Source organism: Bifidobacterium aerophilum (assembly GCF_010667685.1).
Classification (GTDB): Bacteria; Actinomycetota; Actinomycetes; order Actinomycetales; family Bifidobacteriaceae; genus Bifidobacterium; species Bifidobacterium aerophilum.
The window spans coordinates 18,511-35,625 of record NZ_WHZW01000005.1; the positions used below are offsets into that span (position 1 = coordinate 18,511).

A 17,115-nucleotide genomic window follows, 5' to 3' on the forward strand; every position below is an offset into this window, starting at 1 on the left:
GCATATGTGGAGAGGCCGGTTCGGTCGACATGCAGAATGGTGTATGTCGACCGAACCGGCCTCTCCACGTTCAACCGCCTCACGTCGGTTCATCGAAATACGGCGGCCTTTGGGCGTCAACGACGCTTACTCCTCGCTTTTGAGCTCGTCAATCGCGTTCTGGAAGTCCTCCAGGCCATCGAAATCCTGATAGACGCTGGCGAAACGCAGGTAGGCGACCTTGTCGAGCTCCTTCAATGGCGCCAAAATGGCCTTACCCACATCCTCGGACTTGACTTCCGCCAGACCACGGGCACGCAGATCCTCCTCCACGCGCTGCCCGAGTTTTTTCAGGTCCTCTTCCTTGATGGGCCGGCCTTGGCACGCCTTGCGCACGCCCGATATCACTTTGTTGCGATCGAACGGTTCGGAGTTGCCCGAACGCTTGGTCACCAGCAGCATGGTCGTTTCCACCGTCGTGAAACGCTTATGGCATTTGAGGCATTCACGTCGACGACGAATGGAAAAACCATCCTCGCTGATACGTGTATCCACGACTTTGGTATCCGGCTGCTGACAAAAAGGACAATGCATGTCCACCACAATAGCGTGTGACACGGAAGACATGCAAAACATGACGTTCACGTTCCCCTTCATGCCGTCATTCGACCGGCACGATGATCCGTTGACCGACCTCAAGCGTCGACGAGTCAAGATCATTCATCGACTGCAGCAACGCCACGCTGCGCGACACGTCTCCTCCGGCCGGCGTGATCATCTCCGCGTACGACCACAGCGTATCCCCTGGCCGGACCGTATAACTGGTCACTTCGGTGGGAGCGGACGCCGAATCGGCTCGCCCGGGCACGATCCACGAGCACAACGTCCATGCCATCATGGCGCACAGCAGCATCGCCAGCGCCTTTTCCGCCACGCTCATCCCATGACGGACCGACACGACACCGTCGTCTCCGCAGGAACGGACATCGATCTTCACCGCCGTTTTCGGCTCCATCGTCCGCGACATCATGGCAACCACATCCTTTCGAACGACTGTTCTATCGAACAACAGTTCTGATTATGGCACATCTGTTCGATATGCGCAACACGACACCTCGAACAGATGTTTGTTTTTCTGTGTCGTTCACGGTATGCTTGAACAAGCACGAAAGGAGCCAGCCGATGAGCACCATATCTTTCACCTCGAAACGGCCCGCGCAACCGCCTCAGGAAAGCACGTTGACGGAACGCCAGCGCAAGGTGCTTGACGCGATCCGCACCCATGTGGCCGAAAAGGGCTTCGTTCCCTCGTTCCGGGAGATCGGAGAATCCGCCGGCCTGAAGAGCCCGTCCTCGGTCAAGCATCAGCTGCAGGTGCTTGAGGAGAAGGGTTTCATTCGCATGAACGCGAACAAGGGCCGTGCCATCGAACTGGTGGATGTCGCCAATACATCGGCGTCGAATAGGACCGTAGCCGACGAGGCGGTGACGGTGCTGCCGTTCCCGGACGGGACCAGCGCGTCCATCCGCCAGTCGCACGACGTCCCGCTGGTCGGACGCATCGCCGCCGGCGTGCCGATCACCGCCGAACAGCATGTGGACGACGTGATGCGCCTTCCGGAACGCCTAACCGGAACCGGCAATCTGTTCATGCTCGAAGTGCATGGGGATTCGATGGTCGACGCCGCCATTTGCGACGGTGATTTCGTGGTGGTGCGCGAGCAGCACAGCGCCGTCAACGGCGATATCGTCGCCGCGCTGCTCGGGGATGAGGCGACCGTCAAGACGTTCCGCAACGACAACGGCCACGTGTGGCTGATCCCTCACAACCCGGCCTACTCCCCCATCGACGGCACTCATGCGCAGATCATGGGCAAGGTCGTCACCGTGCTGCGCAAGATCTGAGCGTGCCGTCGTATCGTGGCGGATGACGTCGGCGCCATCCGCCACGGCCGGATCATTGATGGAGCTGTGTGGCGCTGGGTGTGCTGTAGCCTTCCGGTTCGAGCTGGAAGGTGGTGTGCGGCACGGATACGGGGAAATGTTCGCGCAGGCAGTCCTGCAGTTGGGCAAGGATGTCCGCCGCCTGGTCCATGGTCAGTCCTCGTTCCACCACCACATGCGCCATGAGGATGGGCATGCCTGTGGATACCGTACTGGCATGAAGGTCATGTACGGCGATGACGTGCGGCACGTGTTCCATGTGCTCGCGTACCGCGTCGAGGTCAAGCCCGTCGGGCGTTTCTTCGAGCAGCACCTTTACGGCGTTGCGTAGCAGCATGATGGCACGGGGGATCATCAGCAGTGCGATCAGACCGCCGGCGACGGCGTCGAAGCCGTCCCAACCGGTCGACATCATGACGACCGCGGAGATGACGACCGCGACCGATCCGAGCGCGTCGTTCATCACCTCGAGGAATGCGGCTTTCATGTTCATGTTGTCCGCGCGCTGCGAGGCGAGGATGGCGATGGATCCGACATTCGCGGCGAGGCCGAGGATGCCGAAGAACAGCAGCAGCCCGATGTCCTGGATGCCTTCGTTCGACCCGCCGAACAGGCGCATGGCCGCTTCGACCAACGCGTAGATGCCGACGACGAGCAGCACCATTGCGCCGCAGGCCGCGGTGAGCACTTCGAGGCGCGCCCATCCCCATGTGCGATGGCTGCTGGGTTTGCGTCGCATGAGTATGGCGGTGATCGTCGAGGCGATGAGTACGGACATGTCGGTCAGCATGTGGCCTGCGTCCACGAGCAACGCGAGGGATCCGGTGATGATCGCGCCGACGACTTCGGCCATGAATACGGTGGCCGTAAGCGCCAGCGTCATCGTCAGTCTCCGCTGATGGGCCCGGGCATCCGCTGCGGTAGTTCCCGCAGCCCCATGATCGTGTGCCATATGCCGTCCTTTTCCTGTTCCTTGTTGTCGAGGCGTTGCTGAGATCGCTTCCTACAACCATTTTCATTAGCCCGCAAACGCAGAAACCCCCGGCACAGGGCCGGGGTTTTCTGCACTGCCACACACGTGGCAGTCACATCAATGCAAATATTCGGCTGATGCGTGCGGAAGCCGCCGTCCGAAACCGAAGGCGCACGACGGTGCGTCGAGGTTGAGGAAAGGCGGCTTACGCTCCATCAGCCGAATATTTGTCAGAAGCCGAACTGGGCGGCGGTCTCCTTCAGCGTCTCCGCGGAGCGCTTGAGGGCCGCGAGCTCACGGTCGGAGACCGGGGTGTTGATGGCGGTGTTGACGCCCTGACGGTTGAGGAGGGTCGGGACGGACATGCAGATGTCGGAGATGCCGTGGAAGTCCTTGAGCATGGAGGAGACGGGCAGGATGCGGTTGGTGTCGTGCATGACGGCTTCGATGATGTCGACGCCGGACATGCCGATGGCGTAGTTGGTCGCGCCCTTGCCGTTGATGATCTTGTAGGCGGCGTTCTTGACTTCCTGGTGGATCTCCTCGCGCTTGGCGGCGTCGAGCGGCTCGTGGCCCGGCAGCGGGGTCCAGTCGCACATCGGGACGCCACCGATGGTGGCGGAGGCCCACAGCGGGACTTCGGAGTCGCCGTGCTCGCCGGCGATGTAGGCGTGGACGTTCTTGACGTTGACGCCGGTCTGCTGGGCGATGAGGAAGCGCAGGCGGGCGGAGTCAAGGTTGGTGCCGGAGCCGAAGATCTGGTTCTGCGGCAGGCCGGTGATCTTCTGGGCGACATGCGTGGCGATGTCGACCGGGTTGGTGATGAGCATGTAGATGGCGTTCGGGGCCACCTTGACGAGGTTCGGCATGATGGCCTGCAGGATCTTGACGGTCGCGCCGACAAGCTCGAGGCGGGACTGGCCGGGCTTCTGGCGCGGGCCGGCGGTGATGACGATCATATCGGCGTCGCGGCAGATCTCGGGATCGTCGGAACCGTCGATGGAGACGGTCGGGTAGAAGCTGGAGCCGTGCTGCATGTCGAGCACCTCAGCCTCGACGCGCTCCTTGGCGATGTCCTCGAGAACGATCTCGCGGGCCACGCCGCGCTGGGCTGCGGCGAAGGCGAGGGTGGAGCCGACCGCGCCGGCGCCGACGACTGCGAGCTTGGTGGGCTTGATGAGTGATTCAGCCATGTTGTTAGCGACCTCTCTTACAAAATCTGCCGATTGTGTCGGCATTCATCCAAACAACATATTCACTCTATCCACACACGCTGACGTTTCCGGCGCACGTGCCGCATCGGCCATAAGTGATCTTCGTCACACTCTCGGGAGCGTTCACACGCCTGTCCACGAGCGACGTCCGCATCGTGGAATCGCCGGAATGACACCGCTTTCCGGCAGGACTCAGTCGATGGCCTGCTCCATCACCTGCGCGGCCAGATGGCTGCCGACTTCCGCTTCGACCATCATGCCATCGTCGCGGTAATCGACGTCGATCACATGGCCGTATTCGCGGATGCGCGACAGCAGCGAACCCGCCGCGTACGGCAGCAGCGCATGAACGTGCACGTTCGGCACGGGCAGCATGCTTTCGACGTGCTCCCGCAGCGCATCGATGCCTTCGCCGCTGTACGCGGACACGATATGCGCGTCCGGTTCCAGCGACGACAGACGCTCGCGCGTGGCCGGGTCGATGCGATCGGCCTTGTTGAATACGAGGATGCGCGGGATCTCGGCGGTGCCGTCGATGTCGGCGAGCACGTCGTTGACCGCGTCGATCTGCGAGAACGGGTCGGGATGCGAGCCGTCGACAACATGCACGATGAGATCCGCCTCGGAGACCTCCTCCAGTGTGGATTTGAACGCCTCGATGAGCTGCGTGGGCAGACGTCGCACGAAGCCGACCGTGTCGACGTAGGCGTACAGACGCCCGTCCTTGGCACGGGCGCGCCGCACGGCCGTGTCGAGCGTGGCGAACAGCGCGTTCTCGACGAGTTCGGCCGAACCGGTGAGCCTATTGGTCAAGGACGATTTGCCGGCATTGGTATAGCCGACCACGGCGACGGTCGGCAGTCCGTACCGGCGACGCGAGCCTCGCTTGACTTCGCGGGCGGGTGCCATCTCGCGGATCTGCTTGCGCAGTCGGGCGATGCGGGTGCGGATGACGCGACGGTCCATTTCGATCTTCGTCTCGCCCGGGCCACGCGAGCCGATGCCCGCGTCCGCTCCGGCCGCACGGCCGCCGGCCTGTCGCGACAGCGAACCGCCCCAGCCGCGCAGTCGCGGCAGCATGTATTCGAGCTGGGCGAGTTCGACCTGCGCCTTGCCCTCACGCGACGTCGCATGCTGGGCGAAGATGTCGAGGATCACGGCGGTGCGGTCCACGACCTTGACCTTGGTCGCATCCTCAAGCGCACGCCGCTGGCTCGGCGGCAGGTCGTCGTCCACGATGATCGTGTCGGCCTCCTCGCGCGCGACGATGTCGGCGATCTCCTTCGCCTTGCCGGAACCGACATAGGTGGCCGCGTCCGGCCGGTAGCGATGCTGCAGCAGACCGTCGCATACGACCGCGCCCGCGGTTTCGGCGAGCGCCGCCAGCTCGCGCAGCGATTCCTCGGCGGCGGATGCGGTGGTCACGGCGGACGACCAGACGCCGACGAGCACGACGCGTTCGAGTCGCACCTTGCGGTATTCGACTTCGGTGACGTCCTGCAGTTCGCCGAGACCTGAAACATGCTTGAGCTGGTTGCGCGATTCGCGTTCCTCCCACGCCTCGCTGGATCGTTCGCCGAATCCCGCACCGTGGTCGTTCTCGTCAAGCAGCACGTCGGACTGGTCGGCCAGCACGCCGGTCAGTTCCGGCTCCTGCCCCACGATGGACTGGTTCACGACGCCGCTGTCAACGGCCGGCTGCTGGCTCTGCTCGCTCAATGGCACCTCTCGCTTCTCTTGGCTCACGATTAAACTATGGTGGTCCTTATTATCATCGTTTTGGAAGACATGCCACATCGCATGGATGGCGTGCCAGGGGCAAGGAGACATATGGTCGAGCAGTATTTTTCCGCCGAACCCGCGTCCGAGGACGTTCGCCGTCGGCTGACGGTGACGTTGCAGGGCAACGAGGCGACGGTCGAGACGTCGAACGGCGTGTTTTCCGGTTCGCGGCTTGATCTGGGCACGTCGGTGCTGCTGCGCGAGGTGCCCGAGCCGCCTCAGCGCGGCACGTTCCTCGATCTTGGCTGCGGATGGGGCCCGGTATCGCTGGCGCTGGCGTTCGCCGCGCCGGATGCGACCGTGTGGGCCGTGGACGTGAACGTCCGCGCGCTCGAACTGACCGCCGCGAACGCCAAGCGCAACGGCTGCACGAACGTGCACGTGACGCAGACGGACGAGTCCGGCGCCCCCCTGCCCGAACAGACGGCGACGGCCTGCGAGACGATGCCGGCCGATGCGACCTTCGACGTGATCTGGTCGAACCCGCCGATCCGCGTCGGCAAGGAGGCCCTGCACACGCTGCTTATGACATGGCTGCCGAGGCTGAAGCCGAATGGCGGCACGGCGTATCTGGTGGTGCAGCGGAACCTCGGCGCCGATTCGCTGATCCCGTGGCTGGCGGGCGCGCTCGGCGACGATTACGAGGTGGGCAAATACCATTCCGCCAAGGGATACCGCGTCATCGAAGTGGTGCGGAACAAGTAGGCGCATTCCAATTCGCGGCTCCCCGTCGCCGGGGAGCCCGCTTCATGTTAGGGACGATTCACTGATGAAATTCGAATATCCGCCGGAACTGCCGGTGTCGGCCGCCCGTGACGAGATCGCCGAGGCCGTCCGTCACAGTCAGGTCGTGATCGTGTCCGGCCAGACCGGTTCCGGTAAGACCACGCAGTTGCCGAAGATCCTGCTGGAACTGGGGCGCGGCAGCCACGGCCGGCAGATCGTGCACACGCAGCCGCGTCGTCTCGCCGCGCGCACCGTGGCCGAACGCATCGCCGACGAGATGGGCGTGCAACTCGGCGACGAGGTCGGCTATCAGGTGCGGTTCACCGACGAGAGCTCGCCGAAGACGCGGCTGCGCGTCGTGACCGACGGCATCCTGCTCGCGCAGATCCAACGTGATCCGAAACTGAACCAGTACGACACGATCGTCATCGACGAGGCGCACGAGCGCAGCCTGAACATCGATTTTCTGCTCGGCTATCTGACCGCGCTGCTGCCGCAGCGGCGTGACCTGAAGCTCGTGATCACGTCCGCGACCATCGATTCGGTGAAGTTCAAGGAGCATTTCGAGCATGCGCTGCACGAGAAGGTGCCGGTGATCGAGGTGTCCGGCCGCACGTTCCCCGTGCAGGTCGTGTACGAGCCGCTCGGCACCGCGCCGGCGCTGATGCGCAACGTGCCCGGGTTCGAAACCGGCGCGTTGCCCGGCGAGGAGGCGTATGCGGAACTGTCCGCCGCGCCGGGCGCAGCCGAACGCGGCGGCAACGGTTCGGGGCGCAATGCCGACCGCGACGTCGATATGGACATGCCGACGGCCGTGGCCCGCGCCTGCGCCGAACTGGTCATCCATTCGAGTCACGAACGCGGCGCCCGCGACATCCTCGTGTTCGCCTCGGGCGAGCGCGACATCCACGAGTTCGAGAACGCGCTGCGTCGCCATTACGGCCCGCGCGCCGACGACATGCGCCGCCCGGACGCGATCGAGATCATGCCGCTGTTCGCCAGGCTTTCCGCCAAGGACCAGCACAGGGTCTTCGAACCGCATACGCATCAGCGCATCGTGATCGCCACGAACGTGGCCGAAACCTCGCTGACGGTGCCGGGCATCCGGTACGTGGTCGATCCGGGCACCGCGCGCATCAGCCGTTATTCGAAGACCGCGAAGGTCCAAAGGCTGCCGATCGAGCCGATTTCGCAGGCGAGCGCGGACCAGCGCTCCGGCCGATGCGGCCGTATCGCGGACGGCATCGCGATCCGCCTGTATTCGCGCGAGGACTACGAGACGCGCCCCCGGTTCACCGAACCGGAGATCCTGCGCACCTCATTGGGTGCCGTTGTACTGCACATGCTGTCGGTCGGCGTGGCGCGCACGGCCGAGGACGTGACGAATTTCGGATTCATCGACCCGCCGGACATGAAGGCCGTCTCCGACGGCTTCAACGAGCTGACCGAATTGAAGGCGGTGGCCCGCAGGCGCGGCGAGGTGACGCTGACGCATATCGGCCGCCAGCTGGCGCGCATTCCGATCGACGTGCGTCTGGGACGCATGGTGATCGAGGCGGCGAGGTCGACCACGCCGGACACGCTGGCCGCGGTGCTGGTGATCGTCGCGTTCCTGAGTCTGCAGGATCCACGAGAACGACCGGACGAGGCGCGCGACGAGGCCGATCGGATTCATAACCGGTATGCGGATCCGACCAGCGACTATCTGACGGCCCTGAACATCTGGGATCGTATCTTCCAAGCGGACGGCGAGCCGAGCAATTCGGCGCTGCGCCGCATCTGCAAGACCGAGTATTTCAGTTGGCTGCGCGTGCGCCAGTGGAAGGATCTGGTGAACCAGCTCACCGACATGTGCCATGAGCTGAAGTTCACGGTAGGCTCCCCTCAACCGGCGTCCCGGCCGGGTCTGGAGATCCGCCAGCTGCCGATCAACCAGCAGGCGGCGGGCTCGCTGCGCTGCTCGTGGGACGATCGCGGCATCCACACGTCGATGCTGGCCGGTCTGCTGTCGATGATGGGCATGCAGATCATCCGCGAGCCGAAGGCGTCGGATTTCACGGGATTGAAGGGCGCCGCGCGAGCGAAGGCGATCAAGCGCGCGCAGAAGATGGCGAAGAACGACTATCAGGGTGCGCGCGGCACGCATTTCGCCCTGTTCCCCGCCTCGAGCGTCGCCAAAAGCACGCCGGCATGGGTGATGAGCACCGAACTTGTGGAGACGAGCCGCCTGTGGGCGCGGTATTCGGCGGCGATTGACCCGGCGTGGGCGGAGCCGCTGGCCGGCCAGCTGACGCGTACCACGTATGCGGAGCCGCATTGGTCCGGCTCACGCGGCTCGGCGGTGGCGAGCGCGAAGGTGCTGCTGTACGGCCTGCCGATCGTGCAGGATCGCACGGTGCAGTGGGGGCGCATCAATCCGCTTGAGGCGCGTGACTTCCTCATCCGGCAGGGTCTGGTCGAGGGCGACATCCAGCAGCGGTTCGGTTACGACGAGTTCGTGGGCCGCAACCGCGACATCCTCGACGAGGCGGCCGACGATGCGAACCGCACGCGTCAGATCGCGCAGACGGTGAGCGACGAGGACCTGTTCGACTTCTACCAGTCGGTGATTCCGAACGACGTGACCTGCGTGGCCGATCTGGCGAAATGGTGGAAGCGCGAGCATGACGAGCATCCGCATCTGCTGGATTTCGACCCGGACAAGGTGGAGCGTCTGGCCACCGCCGAGTCGGTGTCGCTGGCTGACTATCCGGATCATTGGCATACGCTCGGCACCGACGGCCGGCCGATCGATCTGCGGCTGAGCTACGTGTACGATCCGCATGATCCGGCCGATGGCGTGACCGTGCATGTGCCGTTGAAGGCGCTGTCCAGGATCACGCCCGAACAGTTCACCTGGAACGTGCCCGGCCTGTTGGACGAGCTGATCGTGGGGCTGATCAAGGCGCTGCCGAAGTCGCTGCGCGTGCAGTTCGTGCCGGCGCCGGATACGGCGCGCAAGATCCGCGCGTGGATCGACGACCATGTGGCCGATCTGCCGGGCTCGGGAGAACGGGGCAAGCCGAACCTGCCGCAGGCGTTCGGCGGGGACGATGCGACCGCGACCGATTCGTCCGCGGCGCGCTGGACCGACCTGCCGCATGTGTTCACGCGGGCCGCCATCGCGACGGTCGGCGCGCAGATCCACCCGGAGGTGCTGACCGGCGAACTGTGGGAGAAACTTCCCTCGTACCTGCGCATGACGTTCGCGGTGGAGCAGCAGCTGCCCGCGCCGAAGAACGCCCGTGGCCGGCGCGGCGCACGCGGCCCGGTCAAGGTGCTGGGATCCGGCAAGTCGCTGGTCGAATTGCAGCGCCGGTTCGCGGCGCAGGCCGAGGCGTCGGCGCGGCAGATGGTCAAGAAGCAGGCCGATCGCGCGGCCGATCAGGGCAGGCTGGTCGAGCAGGCGAACCTGCTGCACAAGGCGGGCGCCACGACCGAATCGCGTGCGACGATGTTGTGGCGAGGCGCGTTGGACGCGCTGCGTCTGCCGAACGAGCGCGTGTCGTCGCGTTGGCTGGGCACGGAGGCGCTGATGCTCGCGTCCGCGCCGTACAAGACGACCAAGGATCTCGTGGAGGACCTGCAGCTGGCCGCGGTCAAGCGCCTGCTGCCGAAGGTCGATACGCTGCCCGACGATGAGGCGCTGGCCGACGCGGTGCTCGACGTGCGCGAAGTGTACGAGGACACCGTGTATGCGGTCGCGCATGACGTGATCACGATCCTCAAGCGCTACGCCGAGGTCGACAAGGCGACGAGCGGCAAAGCCGACCTGCCGATGCTGTCGGTGCTGCAATCGGTGCGCGAGCATATCGCGACGCTCGTGTTCCCCGGATTCATCGGGGCCGCTCCCCCGGACGCGCTGGCGAACATCCCCCGCTACCTGCAGGCCGACATGATGCGTCTGACCAAGGCGAAGTCCGACAAGAACCGCGACGTGCGCTGGGCGTGGGAGGCCGACGAGGCCCGTGCGCTGGTCGACAAGGCCATGACGCGCGCGAAGGCGGAGCCGGCCGGTCCGCGTCATGAGACGCTGATGAAGCAGGCGACGGCCGCACGATGGATGCTCGAGGAGTTCTACGTCTCCCTGTGGGCGCAGGAGCTCGGTACCGCCAGGCCGGTCAGCCTCGCCCGCATCAAGAAAGCGCTGGCCTGAGTCGGATGGACGATGGCGGCCCGATGCGGAACGTTCTTCCGGATCGGGCTACTACAATGTCGCCCGATGGCACAGTCGAACAGGAACACGAACCAGAAACGCAATCGCAAACGGCCGGTCTCCCGTGCGTCCAACATGGCGGGCAAGTCCGGGAAAACCGTGAAAAACGCCAAGCGCACAGGGAAGACCCGACGCGGAACAGGCGGCATCATGACCCCGGCACGCTGGTGGCGGCAGGCGTCGTTGGCCGCACGCATCAAGGCCGCATTGTGTTCGCTGGTGGCGATCGTCTGCGTCATTGCATTGGCATTGGGCACGGTGCGGTTCGTCCAGTGGCGTCTCGACCTCAAGGAGGCCGAAGCCCGCCAGTCCGAACTGGCCAGGACCTATGACTTCGACCCCGGCGACATCATCTCGGACGGCCAGTTCTTCAACGCGAACGCGATGAGCGAGGCCGAGGTGCAGGCGTTCCTCGACGAGCAGGGCGCGTCCTGCTCCGGCAAGGACTGTCTCAAGTCGAAGACCTTCGACACCACGAACCAGCCAGCCGACGAATATTGCGACGCGTACCGGGGCGCGAAGGGCGAGACCGCGGCGCAAATCATCGCCAAGGCGGGCAAGGCGTGCGGCATCAGCCAGAAGGTGCTGCTCACCGTGCTGCAGAAGGAGCAGCATCTGGTCACGGCCACCAGGATCTCGGCGTTCCAATACAAGTCGGCGATGGGACTGAGCTGCCCGGACGACGCGAGCTGCGATCCCGAATACGCCGGGTTCTTCAAGCAGGTGTACGGTTCGGCGAAACGCTACCGCTATTACGTCGCCCACGAGGATCGGTACGGATACCATGCGCACGCGCTGAATTACATCCAATACCATCCGAACGCGTCATGCGGCGGCACCGACGTGTACATCCGCAACAAGGCGACCGCACTGCTGTACATCTACACGCCGTACCAGCCGAACGACGCGGCGCTGGCGGCGGGCGTCGGCGAGGGCGACGCGTGTTCGAGCTACGGCAACCGCAATTTCGCGATCATCTACCAGAGCTGGTTCGGGTCGGCCCGGTGACACCTGCCGACGTCATATGAGATCGGGGCGGCCTGCGATGTGCACGGACCACCCCGATGGGAAAATGCCGACTGATTCAGCGTTCGATCTTCCGGTCAAGATACCGGCCCATCGCCATCGTCACGCCCACGGCGCACAGCGAGAAGATCGCGCCGAACGGACCGAGCCAGGTCAGGCCGAGCGAATCGTTGACCACGCCGCCGACCGCGGAACCGATCGCGATGCCGATGTTGAACGACATCGAGTTGAGCGACGCGGCGAGGTTCATCGAACCGGGATGGGCTTCGGCGGCCACGTCCATGTACAGCACCTGCGACGAGGCGTTGAACAGGTACATGAACATGCCGAGCGCGACGAGCAGGATGGCGCCGTACCAAGGGATCACACTGGCAAGGGCCAACGAACACAATAGCACGCCATGCGCAAGGAACACCCAGCGCAGATGGTAGAGCGGTTCCACTCCCCTGCCCCGTTCGGCGAGCTTGCCGGCGTACAGGTTGCTCCACAGGCAGGCGACGCCGTAGACCACGAGTCCGATGCTCAGATACTGTTCGGGCACATGGATCTCGTCGCGCATGATCGGCGTCAGATACGTGTAGAACACGTAGCTGGAGCCTGCGCCGAACACGACGGCGAGCACGCCGAGCCAGATGCGGAAATCGAAGAACAGGCGGAACTGCGGCAGGAAGCCGACCTTCATGAGGTGGCTGTTGCGGGGCAGCACGACCACCATGAGCACCATCAGTATCACGGTGAGCAGGTCGATGAGATGGAACGTCCACCGCCAGCCGAACGTGTTCGCGACCCAGGTGCCGACCGGCACGCCGACGACGGAGGCGATGGAAAAGCCGGAGAACACCCATGCGATGAACTTGGTGCGGTACTGGTCGGTCGTCACGTCGGGCGCGTACGTCATCGCGATGGCGACGAGCGTGCCTGAGACGAGCGCTATGAGGATGCGGGCCACGACGAGCACCGCGTAGTTCGGCGCGAACGCGCACAGCACGTTGCCGATCAGGAACACCGTCATCAGCGTCATATGCGTGGCGAACCGCGGGAACCGCGCGGACAGGGCCGAACCGAGCGGCGTGACGGGAGCGTAGACGAACGCGAACAGCGAGACGAGATTGCCGACCGTCACTTCGGAGACGGTCAGGCTGGTCGCGATGTCAGGCAGGATGCCGACGACGATGAACTCGCTCATGCCCAGCATGAAGCTGATCGCGATGAGCACGATCACTGGAAGCGTAAAAAAGCGGGTGCCGTCGGCACCCGCGTTCTTGGTGACAGTCATAGGTGAAATACTACAACTTGGGCAGGTACGTCTTGAGCTCGTACGGCGTGACCTGGCGACGGTACGCGTCCCACTCCTGACGCTTGTTGCGGATGAAGTATTCGAACGCATGCTCGCCGAGCACGTCGGCCACGAAGTCGGACTTCTCCATGATTTTGAGCGCCTCGTCGAGCGACTCCGGCAGCGGCTGGATGCCCATCGCCTGACGCTCCGCGTCCGTGAGCTCCCACACGTCGTCGCTGGTCGGCTCGCCGAGCGTCATCTGCTTGTCGATGCCGTCAAGGCCGGCTGCCAGCAGTACCGAGTACGCGAGATACGGGTTCGCGACCGGGTCGAGCGCGCGGAACTCCATGCGGGCCGAGTTGCCCTTGCCCGGCTTGTACTGCGGGATGCGCAGCAGGGCGGAGCGGTTGTTGTGGCCCCAGCAGATGTAGCTCGGCGCCTCGTTGCCGCCCCACAGGCGTTTGTACGAGTTGACGTACTGGTCGGTGACCGCGCAGATCTCCGCCGCATGGTAGAGGATGCCGGCCGCGAACTGGCGGGCCGTCATCGACATGTTGAACTCCTGCCCGGCCTCGTAGAACGCGTTCGCGTCGCCTTCGAACAGGCTCAGGTGGGTGTGCATGCCCGAACCCGGCGCGTCGGCCAGGGGCTTGGGCATGAAGCTCGCGTGGATGCCGCGCTCAAGCGAGATCTCCTTGACCACGGTACGGAAGGTCATGATGTTGTCCGCCGTCGTCAGCGCGTCGGCGTAGCGCAGATCGATCTCGTTCTGACCGGGGCCCGCCTCGTGATGAGAGTACTCCACCGAAATGCCCATCTGCTCGAGCATGTTCACGGTGGCGCGGCGGAAGTCCATTCCGGGGCTGCGCGGCACATGATCGAAGTAGCCGCCTTCGTCGATCGGCGTGGGCGCCTTCGACCAGTCGTCCTGATGCTCGAACAGGTAGAACTCGATTTCGGGATGCACGTAGAACGTGAAGCCCTTCTCCTTCGCCTTGGCGAGCGCGCGCTTGAGAACGTGGCGCGGGTCGCCGAGCGACGGCTCGCCGTCGGGCGTGAGGATGTCGCAGAACATGCGGGCGGTGCCCTGCGGACCACCGCGCCACGGCAGGATCTGGAAGGTCGACGGGTCGGGCTGGACGATCATGTCGTCCTCCGACACGCGGGTCATGCCTTCGATGGCCGAACCGTCGAATCCGAGCCCCTCCTCGAACGCGGCCTCCAGTTCGGCCGGCGCGATCGCCACGGACTTCAACGTGCCCAGAACATCGGTGAACCACAACCGAATGAAGCGCACGTCGCGTTCCTCGACCGTGCGCAGTGCAAACTCCTGCTGTTTATCCATAAGGCAATATCGTCCCATCGGCGTGTTACGTGTCTCGTTAACAATCCGTTTTCGCGGTGCCCGGCGGAGTCCGTTCGAAAGGCCCTTGGCAAGCCGCGCGGTAAGGTAGTGCATGTGAGTGTACGCGACAGCAATATTCTTCCCACGGCCGACGCCGACCATCCGATCATCGACATGACCTCGTGGCATCAGGCCTCGACCCCTGCCGAACGCGAACGGGCCGGATTGGACCGTCGCTTCCGCGTGCCGTTGGAAAGCCATGCGCTGTGGCAGGTGCGCGAGAACCGCCGTGACGTGATCGGGCTGCTGGAGGAGCAGTCGCGCAGCCGCGTGGCCGATCTCATCCCGCTGCGATACCAGCGCATGAGCGTGTCCGCGTTCACGTTCTATCGCGGCACGGCGCTCATCATGGCGAACGATCTGGCCCGCACGCCGGTGACGGGCATTCCGGTTCAGGCGGTGGGCGACGCGCACATCGGCAATTTCGGCATGTTCCGCTCACCCTCGCAGCGTCTCGTGTTCGACATCAACGATTTCGACGAGACGACGACCGGGCCTTGGGAGTGGGACATCAAGCGCCTTGCCGTGTCGGTGGAGATCTGCGGACGCGCGAACGGCATTCGCAAGCTGGAACGCCGAGAGGCCGTCAAGCGTTGCGTGCATTCGTATCGCGATCATCTGCAGCAGTTCTCGCAGATGGACTATCTCGACGCATGGTACGACCATATCGACGTGGAGGCGGCGCTCGACCATTACGAGCGCACGGTCAACGGCAAGCGCAACCGCACGCTGCGCGACGCGGCGGCCAAGGCCGCGATCAAGGATTCGAACCGCGCGGCGGCCAAGCTCACGTATCGAGACGGCGGCAAGCTGCGGTTCCGTTCGAAGCCGCCGGAGCTGACTCCGATCAACGAGCTGCATGATTACGCCGATCTCGAGGCGCTGCAGGGACGACTTGAAACGTTGTTCGACAGCTACCGTCATTCGTTGTACGAGGACCGACGGCATGTGCTGAGCCATTACACGTACCATGACACGGCCCGCAAGGTGGTGGGCGTCGGCTCGGTGGGCACGCGCGCGTGGGTGTCGGTACTCACCGGCCGTGACATCGACGACCCGCTGATGCTGCAGATGAAGGAGGCGAACGAGTCGGTGCTCGAACGGTTCGTGGGCCGTTCGAAGTACGCGACGCACGGCGAGCGCGTGGTGCAGGGGCAGAAGCTGATCCAGTCGACCGCAGACGTGCTGCTGGGCTGGGCGAGTTTCATGGCCGAGGATGGGCACAAGCGCGACTATTACGTGCGCCAGTTCTGGAACGGCAAGGGATCGATCGACATCGATCACCTCAACGATCTGGCACTGTCCGATCTGGGACGCATGTGCGCGCGATGCCTGGCTCATGCGCACGCGCGTACCGGCGACCGCATCGCGATCGCCTCGTATGTGGGCGAGGACGAAACGTTCGACGAGGCGATCGCGTCGTTCGCGTCAGCCTATGCCGACCAGAACGACGCGGACTACGCGTTGTTCAGGCAGCTCATCGACTCGGGTGAGTTGCCTTGTGCGGCGTAAAACGTGTTTCGTTCGACGCATGCGAATGACCGCCATCGTCAAACGGCTCTGTCTGTGCTCATGGTCGTGCTCCAGCGCGACTATTCCCGGAAAACGGCCGCTTTGTCCTGAATGTGTTGCGATGACGCTTGCTCAGCGCAACAGATTCAGGAAACCAGAGCATATTCCCGGAAATTGTTGCGCTGAGACTCCCATAACGCAACAAATCCGGGAAACCTATTGCAGGTTCCCGGATTTGTTGCGCTCAGGATTCCAATGCCCCGGAAGATTTCTCAGGACAAGCGGCTACTTCGCGACTTGAAGCGCCTCTTCGAGGGTGAAGGCGCGGGCATAGAGCGACTTGCCGAGGATGGCGGAGTCGACGCCGAGATCGGCCAGTTCCTTGATCGCACGCAGGTCGTCGAGCTTGCTGATGCCACCGGACGCGGTCACCTTGGCGTCCGTGCGCTCGGCCACCTCACGCAGCAGGCCGATGTTCGGACCGGACATCATGCCGTCGCGTGCCACGTCGGTCACGACATATCGAGAGCATCCGACGGAGTCGAGGAATTTCATCGTCTCGAACAGGTCGCCGCCTTCCTTGACCCAGCCTCGGGCGGCGAGCGTGTGTCCGCGCACGTCGAGGCCGACGGCCACGCGGTCGCCGTACTTGCGGATCACCGAAGCGGTCCAGTCCGGGTTCTCGAGCGCCGCGGTGCCGATGTTCACTCGTGCGGCGCCGGCGTCGAGCGCCGCGTCGAGCGAGGCGTCGTCTCGCACGCCGCCGCTCATCTCGATGTTGACCTTGTCGCCGAGTTCGCGCACGATCTCGCGCAGCTGGGCGCGGTTGTCGCCGGTGCCGAACGCGGCGTCGAGATCGACGAGATGGATCCATTCGGCGCCGGATTCCACCCATGTGCGGGCGGCGTCAAGCGGCGAGCCGTAATCGGTTTCGGAGCCGGATTCGCCTTGGCGCAGGCGCACGGCCTTGCCGTCGCGCACGTCGACGGCGGGAAGCAGGGTAAGTGACATGATGTCAGC

Annotated in this window: 13 protein-coding genes; 5 read left to right on the forward strand and 8 right to left on the reverse strand. The window is 64.2% G+C overall.

The window, feature by feature from the left end; genetic code table 11:
• Positions 1-126 precede the first annotated feature (126 nt).
• Both nrdR and GFD25_RS02870 read right to left on the reverse strand, forming a co-directional pair.
• On the reverse strand, positions 127-573 hold the full coding sequence (gene nrdR, locus GFD25_RS02865; protein ID WP_163229979.1) for a transcriptional regulator NrdR: 447 nt from the start codon (positions 571-573) through the stop codon (positions 127-129).
• Positions 574-640: 67 nt separating this feature from the next.
• Positions 641-1,009, reverse strand: coding sequence for a LysM peptidoglycan-binding domain-containing protein (locus GFD25_RS02870; protein WP_239512368.1), 369 nt, complete (start codon positions 1,007-1,009; stop codon positions 641-643).
• Positions 1,010-1,161: 152 nt separating this feature from the next.
• On the opposite strand from GFD25_RS02870, the gene lexA reads away from it, so the two are divergent.
• Positions 1,162-1,884: a transcriptional repressor LexA gene (gene lexA / locus GFD25_RS02875; RefSeq protein WP_163229802.1), complete on the forward strand. Its 723-nt coding sequence runs from the start codon at positions 1,162-1,164 to the stop codon at positions 1,882-1,884.
• 52 nt (positions 1,885-1,936) lie between these two features.
• Here lexA and GFD25_RS02880 read toward each other — a convergent pair whose 3' ends face one another.
• The 3 genes from GFD25_RS02880 to hflX form a co-directional block, all read right to left on the reverse strand.
• Entirely contained in the window at positions 1,937-2,875 is a 939-nt protein-coding gene (locus GFD25_RS02880; protein ID WP_163229804.1) for a cation diffusion facilitator family transporter, read from the reverse strand.
• 251 nt (positions 2,876-3,126) lie between these two features.
• The gene (locus GFD25_RS02885) at positions 3,127-4,089 is read right to left on the reverse strand and encodes an L-lactate dehydrogenase (RefSeq protein ID WP_163229806.1); all 963 of its coding nucleotides are present in this window, start codon (positions 4,087-4,089) and stop codon (positions 3,127-3,129) included.
• Between the two features lie 213 nt (positions 4,090-4,302).
• Positions 4,303-5,787 (reverse strand): GTPase HflX, encoded by a 1,485-nt coding sequence (gene hflX, locus GFD25_RS02890; protein ID WP_338024613.1) that lies wholly within the window; start codon positions 5,785-5,787, stop codon positions 4,303-4,305.
• 153 nt (positions 5,788-5,940) lie between these two features.
• Here hflX and GFD25_RS02895 point away from each other — a divergent pair, with 153 nt between their 5' ends.
• The 3 genes from GFD25_RS02895 (at position 5,941) to GFD25_RS02905 (ending at position 11,881) form a co-directional block, all read left to right on the forward strand.
• On the forward strand, positions 5,941-6,597 hold the full coding sequence (locus GFD25_RS02895) for a class I SAM-dependent methyltransferase (protein ID WP_163229810.1): 657 nt from the start codon (positions 5,941-5,943) through the stop codon (positions 6,595-6,597).
• A 64-nt stretch (positions 6,598-6,661) separates the two neighbouring features.
• Complete coding sequence (locus GFD25_RS02900) at positions 6,662-10,813, forward strand: DUF3418 domain-containing protein (RefSeq protein ID WP_163229812.1); 4,152 nt, start codon at positions 6,662-6,664, stop codon at positions 10,811-10,813.
• Positions 10,814-10,948: 135 nt separating this feature from the next.
• Positions 10,949-11,881 (forward strand): hemagglutinin, encoded by a 933-nt coding sequence (locus tag GFD25_RS02905; RefSeq protein WP_420837541.1) that lies wholly within the window; start codon positions 10,949-10,951, stop codon positions 11,879-11,881.
• A 76-nt stretch (positions 11,882-11,957) separates the two neighbouring features.
• On the opposite strand, the gene GFD25_RS02910 is transcribed toward GFD25_RS02905, so the two are convergent.
• Positions 11,958-13,175 (reverse strand): MFS transporter, encoded by a 1,218-nt coding sequence (locus GFD25_RS02910; RefSeq protein ID WP_163229814.1) that lies wholly within the window; start codon positions 13,173-13,175, stop codon positions 11,958-11,960.
• Positions 13,176-13,185: 10 nt separating this feature from the next.
• Positions 13,186-14,523, reverse strand: a complete 1,338-nt coding sequence (glnA, locus tag GFD25_RS02915) for a type I glutamate--ammonia ligase (protein ID WP_163229816.1) — start codon at positions 14,521-14,523, stop codon at positions 13,186-13,188.
• Between the two features lie 174 nt (positions 14,524-14,697).
• On the opposite strand from glnA, the gene GFD25_RS02920 reads away from it, so the two are divergent.
• Positions 14,698-16,095 carry a DUF2252 domain-containing protein gene (locus tag GFD25_RS02920; protein ID WP_163229985.1) on the forward strand — a complete coding sequence of 466 codons (1,398 nt, stop codon included), beginning with the start codon at positions 14,698-14,700 and terminating at the stop codon, positions 16,093-16,095.
• 285 nt (positions 16,096-16,380) lie between these two features.
• On the opposite strand, the gene priA is transcribed toward GFD25_RS02920, so the two are convergent.
• Complete coding sequence (priA, locus tag GFD25_RS02925) at positions 16,381-17,106, reverse strand: bifunctional 1-(5-phosphoribosyl)-5-((5-phosphoribosylamino)methylideneamino)imidazole-4-carboxamide isomerase/phosphoribosylanthranilate isomerase PriA (RefSeq protein WP_163229818.1); 726 nt, start codon at positions 17,104-17,106, stop codon at positions 16,381-16,383.
• Positions 17,107-17,115: the final 9 nt, after the last annotated feature.